The organism is uncultured Microscilla sp. (assembly GCF_947493425.1).
GTDB lineage: Bacteria > Bacteroidota > Bacteroidia > Cytophagales > Microscillaceae > Microscilla.
The window spans coordinates 1-8,964 of the sequence record NZ_CANLRP010000250.1 but is presented as its reverse complement, the minus strand read 5'-3'; the positions used below and the strand labels follow the sequence as shown (position 1 = coordinate 8,964).

Annotated in this window: 7 protein-coding genes; 1 reads left to right on the top strand and 6 read right to left on the bottom strand. The window is 40.5% G+C overall.

The genetic code is table 11. From position 1 onward, the window contains the following. Window positions 1-110: 110 nt before the first annotated feature. The gene (gene lepA, locus Q0954_RS31380) at window positions 111-1,907 is read left to right on the top strand and encodes a translation elongation factor 4 (RefSeq protein ID WP_299465074.1); all 1,797 of its coding nucleotides are present in this window, start codon (window positions 111-113) and stop codon (window positions 1,905-1,907) included. A gap of 96 nt (window positions 1,908-2,003) precedes the next feature. Here the strand turns inward: lepA and Q0954_RS31375 are convergent, their stop codons facing one another. From Q0954_RS31375 to Q0954_RS31350, 6 genes are all read right to left on the bottom strand, one after another. Next, the gene (locus Q0954_RS31375; RefSeq protein WP_299465071.1) at window positions 2,004-2,273 is read right to left on the bottom strand and encodes a YtxH domain-containing protein; all 270 of its coding nucleotides are present in this window, start codon (window positions 2,271-2,273) and stop codon (window positions 2,004-2,006) included. A gap of 84 nt (window positions 2,274-2,357) precedes the next feature. Continuing rightward, a complete protein-coding gene (locus Q0954_RS31370; RefSeq protein ID WP_299465068.1) occupies window positions 2,358-3,260 on the bottom strand; it encodes a rhomboid family intramembrane serine protease in 903 nt (300 codons plus the stop codon). 478 nt (window positions 3,261-3,738) lie between these two features. After that, the gene (locus tag Q0954_RS31365; RefSeq protein ID WP_299465065.1) at window positions 3,739-4,689 is read right to left on the bottom strand and encodes a rhomboid family intramembrane serine protease; all 951 of its coding nucleotides are present in this window, start codon (window positions 4,687-4,689) and stop codon (window positions 3,739-3,741) included. Next, complete coding sequence (gene mutL, locus Q0954_RS31360; RefSeq protein ID WP_299465062.1) at window positions 4,677-6,629, bottom strand: DNA mismatch repair endonuclease MutL; 1,953 nt, start codon at window positions 6,627-6,629, stop codon at window positions 4,677-4,679. Before mutL ends, Q0954_RS31365 begins: the two co-directional genes overlap by 13 nt. 184 nt (window positions 6,630-6,813) lie before the next feature. Continuing rightward, entirely contained in the window at window positions 6,814-7,194 is a 381-nt protein-coding gene (locus Q0954_RS31355) for a hypothetical protein (protein ID WP_299465059.1), read from the bottom strand. A gap of 336 nt (window positions 7,195-7,530) precedes the next feature. Then, a partial coding sequence (locus tag Q0954_RS31350) for a hypothetical protein (RefSeq protein WP_299465056.1) occupies window positions 7,531-8,964 on the bottom strand: 1,434 nt, incomplete at its 5' end.

Genomic DNA, 8,964 nt, shown 5'->3' with positions numbered 1-8,964 from the left:
GGCAATAAAAATAACGAAGTATCAAGGCGAAAAATCACCCCTCAGAGTGTAAATTTATTTTTGAACAATTCCTAATGTTGTTTGTCGTTGGCTAATATAGCATCACATATATGAAACAAGAAAATATTAGAAACTTTTGCATCATTGCCCACATTGACCACGGAAAAAGTACTTTGGCAGATCGTCTGCTAGAATACACCCAAACTGTGTCGGGACGCAATATGCAAGCTCAGGTATTAGATAATATGGATCTGGAGCGTGAGCGAGGCATTACTATCAAAAGCCACGCAATTCAGATGACATTCCACTTTGAAGGCGAAGATTATACCCTCAACCTGATTGACACCCCTGGACACGTAGACTTTTCTTATGAAGTTTCACGCTCTATTATGGCATGCGAAGGAGCCCTTTTGATCGTAGACTCGTCGCAAGGGATAGAAGCCCAAACGATTTCTAACCTGTATCTTGCCATTGGCAACGACCTGGAGATTATTCCAGTATTAAACAAGATTGACTTGCCTCACTCTATGCCCGAAGAGGTTTCTGACGAAATTATTGATCTAATTGGCTGCGAACGCGAGGAGATTATTCCAGCAAGTGGTAAAGAAGGAACTGGGGTAGATAAGATTTTGGAAGCCATCGTAAAAAAAGTACCTTCACCCAAAGGTGACAAAGAAAAAGAGCTACAGGCACTGATTTTTGACTCTGAGTTTAATCCTTTTCGTGGCGTAGAAGTAATATTTAGGGTAGTAAATGGTACTATCAACAAAGGAGACAAGGTAAAGTTTATGGCAACGGGCAAAGAATATCTTGCCGATGAAATTGGTGTACTCAAACTCGACCAAGAACCTCGTAAAATGATAGAAGCAGGTGATGTAGGGTACCTTATCTCAGGAATTAAACAAGCCAAAGAAGTAAAGGTAGGAGATACCATCACCCACGTAAACAAGCCTAGTAACGCACCTATTGCGGGTTTTGAAGATGTAAAACCTATGGTATTTGCGGGTATTTACCCAGTAGAAACCTCTGAGTTTGAAGACCTCCGTGAGGCTATGGAAAAATTGCAACTCAATGATGCGTCTTTGGTATGGGAACCTGAAACATCGGCAGCATTAGGCTTTGGATTCCGTTGTGGCTTTTTGGGCATGTTGCACATGGAAATTATTCAGGAACGTCTGGAGCGAGAGTTTGACATGACCGTAATTACTACTGTACCTTCGGTACAGTTCAAAGCCCACCTCAAAAAAGGTGATCCCGTAGATGTTCAAGCACCTGCTGAAATGCCCGAGCCAATTACTATAGACCATGTAGAGGAACCTTTTGTAAAGGCACAAATCATTACCAAATCCGATTTCGTAGGACCAGTAATTAGTTTGTGTATAGACAAACGTGGAATTCTAAAAAACCAAAACTACCTGACTTCCGACCGGGTAGAGATGACTTTTGAACTACCACTTGCTGAGATTGTGTTTGACTTCTTTGACCGTTTGAAGACTATCTCAAGAGGATATGCATCGCTCGATTATGAGTTGATAGGATTCCAACAGTCTAACATGGTAAAACTAGACATTTTGCTCAATGGTGAGAAAGTAGATGCGTTGTCGGCAATTGTGCACCGCGACAAGGCGTATGACTGGGGCAAACGCTTGTGCGAAAAGTTACGAGAGTTACTGCCACGCCAAATGTTTGAAATTGCCATTCAAGCAGCCATTGGGGCAAAAATTATTGCCCGTGAAACTGTCAAGGCAATGCGTAAAAATGTAACTGCCAAGTGTTATGGCGGTGACATTACCCGTAAGCGTAAATTGTTGGAAAAGCAGAAAAAAGGAAAGAAACGTATGCGTCAGGTAGGTAGGGTAGAGATCCCTCAGGAAGCTTTTATGGCGGTACTTAAACTTGACCAATAATTATTTGTTGGCTTTACAAAAATCACATAACAAAAAAGCGCTTAACGGTAAGTTAAGCGCTTTTTTGTTATGTGTTTAGATTAAAAGTAGTTTGACTTAAGCCTCTTTCTCATCTCCGTCCTTTTTTTGAGCTTTTCTGGTAGTGTAATTTCCCAGACTATCCATGGCAGCGTGTGCCAACTCACTCACTTTATCAATGCCTACATCTACTTTGTGCTCTACTTTGTCTATGTTTACCCCTAAGTCTTTTGCTTTCACTTTAATGCGTCTTCGGGTGTCTTTACCTTTATGGGGTGCCAGTAAAAGTGCGGCAGTTGCGCCTATAGCAACTCCTGTTACAAACCCTAGCCAAGATCTACTGCTCATACTTTTGTGTTTAGTTATGTGATAAATATGTTATACTATATTATTAACTAATTACAAGAGAAATAGTTAGAAGTATTACATCCATTATTTTTCCTTTTTACTTGCATTAAAAAGTTGTTGCTTTTCTTCTTTAGACAAACTCTCGTACCCCGACTCAGAAATTTTATCTAATATGGCGTCAATTTCTGCCTGATCAGGAGTACCATTGCCTGCATTTGCCGAGTTACGGTTGGCATTGGCATAGTTTGTTCCAGCGTTGGCGGCTACTTTGCTACGATAAGTCACTTTCATTTTAGACTTCTTTCGAAACAAACCAGTAAAGCCATCTATAATGTAATGAATCCATCCGCCCAAGTCGGTACCACGGTTCAATGAAATAACAAATAAGTATCCCATCAACGCGCCACCTAAATGAGCCACTTGCCCACCTGCATTCATACCTCTTAGTTGAAACACTGACAACAATACCAATAAGGCTGCAATGTATTTGATTCTTACGGGTCCTATAAAAATAAGGTGAAAAGAGTAGTTAGGCATTAATGTAGCTGCCCCTACTACTACCGCAAACACAGCTCCTGAGGCTCCTAGCATTGTGCCTCCCATCCCTGTTTTTGCTCCAGGGAAGAAGTTGTAAATCAATATATAAGATACTGCACCCGCCAAAGCACCCAATACATACAGGGAAATAAGTCGCTTGCTGTTCAAATACTCAGATACCAACATCCCAAACCAGTAAAGTGTCAACATATTGAACACAATATGTAGCAAGTCGTGGTGAGAAAACGCATAGGTAAGTACTGTCCAAGGGTGAAACATTAGCTCAGTCAATGACCCAGACACGAATAAAAACTTGCTGAAAGTTTTGAAAAATGACGGGCTAATTACATAAATAAGGTTGATGGCTACCCACCCAATCACATTAATAATAATAATCTGCGTCAGGGCATTATTGGGTTTACGAAAAGCATTTTTAAGGTCGTTTAACATTGTATTATCTCTTTAATTTTTTTTAGCATTCATAAGTGTTAGAAAGAGGCTTTTGTGCTTCTAGTGCACTGGGTACTAAGTTATTCACATATTAGCTATGCTGAGCTCGGCACAGTAGAACTGTAGCCTCGGTTCTTTGGCGTCCCCGAATCAAGTTCGGCTCACAGCTCCGAGCTTGTTCTCGGAGGACTGTGAGCTTTTACCCCCTGACTTCCTCGTGAAAAAGTTAGATAGCTAAGGTTCCGATATGCATCGGAATTCAGAAAGCGAACTATCCGCCATTTTCACGACTCTTCAGAAAACAAAACTCATCCAAATTAATGTGCAAATTATTTAATCCCCAATACACTAACTGTTGGGTTTGTAAAATAATCATTTTATATCGCTATTTTTCAAGTATTTGTACAATTTGTAGAGAAAATAGAATCCTACATTTTTTACGCCCCTCATGAGAATAACGAAAACATCACACGTATTGTTAGTTATATTTATATTTCCACAACCAAAACCTCGCCAGGATAAAACCAATAATTGCCCCGCCTAAGTGGGCAAGGTGTGCCACATTTGCCATCCCTACATTGCCTCCACCTGCAGCATAAATGGTAAAAATCATATAAATTGCCACAAAATATTTGGCTTTGATGGGCACTGGGAAAAACAACAGCATCATTTCTACATTAGGAAAGAACAAGGCAAAAGCCAGTAAAATACCAAAAATAGCTCCTGAGGCACCCAACATTTTAAAACCTATGCCTCCAGCTAACAACTCATCCAACTGAGATAACTGTTTGGCTTGAACTGCAGCGAGTTGTCCAAATGCTTTTTTACTTTCTTTGAGTAGGCTTTCCTTGCGTTTTAATATTTGGTTGCCCATCGACTGATTGCCTTTTTGGGCTGAAGTATCTTTTTTAAGTTCTTGCGCAAGCTTCATTACCCTGTCTGCTTGATCAAAAAAGCGTTTGTTTTTTTGATACAACTCTGGCTCATATTTCTTTTGGTAAATGGCCAGGTTTGCAGGAGTTGGATCTTTACTGTATTTTTTCAATACTGCTTGAGCCTCTTTTATTTCATCTTTCTTGAGCACAAAGCTTGTTTTCTCTTTCTGAAAATCTAAACTCACTCCTCCCATTTGCAAAGCTGCCCCACCAAAACCACAGGCAAAGTAAAAAATAAAGAAGTTACGAGCTCCCCAGGTACGCTCCAGCCAAGGACCAAAAAAGAACAAGCCCATCATATTGCCCAACAGGTGAAAAAAGTCGGCATGCAAAAACATATGGGTAAGCAATTGCCAAGGTCTAAAATTGGGCGATTCTACATACCACAACATACCATAGGCTTTTAACCCACCTTCACTAATAAATGAGTCAGCAAAAAATACAAATACATTAATTATTAGCAAGCCTCTTACTATAGGCGTTAAGTTTCCCATAAAAAATCTGGTTTTTCAAAAAAATCTTTCATCTTATCCAGGGGCAACATTACAAGTGTGGGGCGACCATCAGGAGTGTAGTTGGGGTTAGACGAGGCAAACAACTGATCAACCAGTAAATTCATCTCTATAGCCGTCAATTTAGCTCCTGTTCTAATGGCTGATCGTTTTGCCAACGAACGCGCCAGTAGAGTTTCACGTTCCACTTTGAGGGTTGCCTGGTAGTTTTTAAACTGCTCAATAAATCCTTCGAACAGCTCTTGTTCATTCTCATTGGTTATATCCGCCGGAACTCCTTTTATTTCAAGGCGGTTGTCCGGCAAAAGTTCAAATATAAAGCCTAAATTACGAATTTCGGTTTCTATTTCCAATACCAATTGGAAATCGGCAGGTTGCAACGATATGGTGGTAGGAAATAGCAATTGTTGGGCTGTTCCATTATCATTTTTGAGAGAGACTACAAACTTGTCATACAATACTCTTTCGTGGGCAGCCTGTTGGTCTATCATCATTAGCCCAGAGCGTACTGGGGTAATAATGTACTGATTATTCACCTGAAAGCTTGGGCGTTCGCCCGAAGGTTTGGCCTCCAGTCCCTTTCCTTCTTCTCTGGGTTGTTTGCCCAAATTGTTTGCGTTACTTTCAAAAGTGAGGGTTTGTTCAGAGTTTTCCCCTTTTAGCTCTTTGTCAAAGTCAAAAGTGTCAGGCGAGTTTTCTTCTATTGCCTTTTTTTCCAACCCTTCGTATATTTTCTGCCAGTTTGACAGGTTTCTTTTTTCCTGCGGGCTTTTTTCATAGGGGCGCGACGAAGCATAACCACTCGATGAAGCATTGCCTCCCTTTTCACCACCACTTTCAAAAGTCGACGTGTCTGAATTGGGGAATTGTTGCCTTTGTGGTAAGGTAGGATCAAGGTTTACGTTGGTCTGAAAATCAAGCGTAGGAGTCAGGTTATGGCTTCCCAATGATTTTTTTACGGCTGCCTGAATAATGGCGTATACGGTACGTTCATCATCAAACTTGATTTCGGTTTTGGTAGGATGCACATTTATATCAATATGCACAGGGTCTATTTCTATAAACAGTACATAAAATGGGTGCATGTCTGAAGCAATCAACCCCTCAAAGGCATTCATTACTGCGTGGTGCAAGTAACCATGGCGTACATAACGGTTGTTGACAAAGAAGAACTGATCTCCCCTGGTTTTTTTGGCATTTTCGGGTTTGCCTATATATCCCTTTATTTTAATTAGTGGGGTATCTTCTTGACAAAAAGCGAGTTTATCACGGTAGTTTTTGCCAAAGATGGCAGTAATGCGGCTGACCATTTTACCTGTGTAGAGGTTATACACTTCAGTATCGTTGTGATACAAAGAAAAATTAACCTCAGGATAAGCCAGGGCTATGCGGTGAAACTGGTCTAAAATATGACGCATTTCTACTGCGTTTGACTTCAAAAAGTTTTTGCGGGCAGGCACATTAAAGAAAAGGTTCTTTACAGCTATCGAGGTTCCATTTTGGCAAGCGTTGGCTTCCTGGGTTTTGAGCTGAGAGGCTGCCATACACAAAAATACTCCTAACTCATCTTGTTCACGCTTGGTTTTAAGCTCTACCTCGGCCACTGCAGCTATAGAGGCAAGGGCTTCGCCCCGAAAACCCATCGTGTATATGGAGAACAAATCATCGGAAGAGCGTATCTTTGAAGTAGCGTGCCTTTCAAAACTCAAACGAGCATCGGTTTCTGACATACCACAACCATCGTCTACCACTTGAATCAAAATTTTGCCCGCATTCTTGATAATCACTTTTACATTGCGACTCTTGGCATCTATAGCGTTTTCCATGAGTTCTTTGACCACCGATGCAGGGCGTTGCACTACCTCTCCAGCAGCTATTTGGTTGGCTATAGAGTCGGGCAATAATTGAATGATGTCTTCCATAAAAACAAACCTCAGCCCTCATTGGGCAGTTTACCAAAACTGATGTTGCCAACTGATTTGTTGAGCAATACCAGTATATTCACTGTACTTTAAATAATTTTGCTGCTATAATATAAAATATTTGGATGTAAATCACCCTTCCATAACAAGCTTTTTATTTAAAATGTTCGTAGTTCCTCCTGGATTAAGATTTTTTCTTTAATCTCATAAAAATATAGCCTATGGCGGCTATCACTAACAAAAAAGGAGCAAATTCACCATAAGGTAGGTCAATGTTGCCTATGCTTATTTTGGCATCACCAAACAACACATAAGTGAACCCTATAGCTGCCAATATAAAGATAAAGAACAAACGAGTAGTACTGGAGCCCTGGCTTTTACGCTGACGTGAATTAAATGCATCAGATATTCTTGCCGAATACCCTGCCTGGGTATCATCACCTCCGTTTTCGCGACGTGCTTCAGCTATTTTTTCGTCAATGCGTTCTTTGATGGGGTCGTAATAACGAGGCTCAAAGTTAAAGCGTTTGTGCTTATTTACTTTCATTAAAGAAGGTATTCTCATGTCTTGGTATATTTGGGTTGTTAAAGAAAATAGTTGGTAGTACCAGTAGTGGCAAGCTTCAAGTCCTTGGATACCGATGCATATCGGTGCAACAAGTCGCAAGTTTCTCCCTGTTTTACGGACATCTAACTCATTCATAGCCTGCTTACTTTCAGCAAACCAGGAATTAGTTGATTCGTTTTTGGTTACCCACTATCAAATGCTCAATAAACAAATTTACAAATTATATTTGAAAGTTGGTTAACTTTATAACTAAAATTTTAGTTATATGTTATAAAATAAAAACAGACTTTATGACCTAAAGTCTGTTTCAAAATCTTGATGTAATGCTACATCTTAAGGAGCAGTAATATATTTCCAAGGTATTCCAGTCAGAAACACTACTTCGTCGCGTCCTGATATGCAGATAATGGTGGCATCCATAATATCCTCTGCATTAAAAAAAACTTCTGGTGTAACTCTCGGATTACCTATTTTCATAGGCACACTTATTTTATAAGTAGTTCCTCCTTTTTGCGATGTCCAACCTGTGGCTACATAGGGCACTTGCTCAGAGCTCGAACTTGTTTCGGATTTCCAGTCCTGAAGCCAACCAGCTTTTTCTGATGTCTTTTTCTTATTCCACACATTAATAACCCAAGAGCGGGCATGGTCAATAGACATGCTACCTCCCCAGCCGTGAAAACCATTGGATAGTTTAATTTGTTGTGCATTTCTGCCATCAGCCCTTTCTAACGAGGAGCTGACGCCTGTTGTCCCGGGATCGGGTGCACTTTTGGCATTTTGTTCACTTACATACTCCTTAGACTTGTTGGCTTTGTCGTTGCCTAGTGCAAACGCTATCAATTGGGGTATACTTTGAAAAGAAGTCTTGTCTTCAGTTTCAAACATTTCCCAAAAATCTAAAACTGTTTGCCGATCTTTCACATCTGGCAAATAAGAAGGGAGCAACGCAGTTAACACATCTTTGGTCACATACTCAAGAGATGTTTTTTTGTTTTGATAGAATGACTTAGGTACTCCTGGAATGCCTTGTTTGACTGGTGGAGGAGTATCTTTTTTCTTGACTGGAGATGACTTACTTACGAGCTTGTCTTTCTTGGGGGAAGGTTTGCTTACTACCTTATCTTGCTTGGGAGATGGTTTGCTCACAGGCTTAGGCTTACTTACTGATACCTCTGGTGACTTAGGTTTACTTACTGATGTAGACTCTTGAGTCTTTTCCAAACCCAACGCACTTGCCAAATCTTCGATAGTAGCGAAATCTGTTGGGTTTTTAGACGCCTTTATAATTTTCATCACTGATACCCCTTCATAACCAGCCGCCTTCAATAGCTTCACCACATCCAAAGGTAGCTTATCAGCCAAATCACCTATAAACTTTCCTTGCAATACTGGAGAACTCCCAGACGATATTATGCTGCTGCTGGATATTGGTTGGTTTTGCTGCCCTTTCATTTGCATTGCCTTATCACCAATTACGTCTGCTTCTTTTTCCAACTTGGGGTCATCATTGATATTTACCCCACCATTATTGGCTTGTATAGTAGGCTTTACTCTTCCTTGAGCTTGTTGTCCTATATGGGCAAGCTCGTGTCCTAAGTGTTTCTCTTTGCCTGGAGCTATTTCCACTGTATTGCCTTGGGCATAAGCTTCTGCTTTCATTTGAGTAGGCTTGCCAGAGTTGTAGTTTACCAATAGTCCGTACAGTTTTAACAAAAATGCAAAAGGGTCGTAAAAGTTAATTGCGAAAAAAACCAAACGACCCAT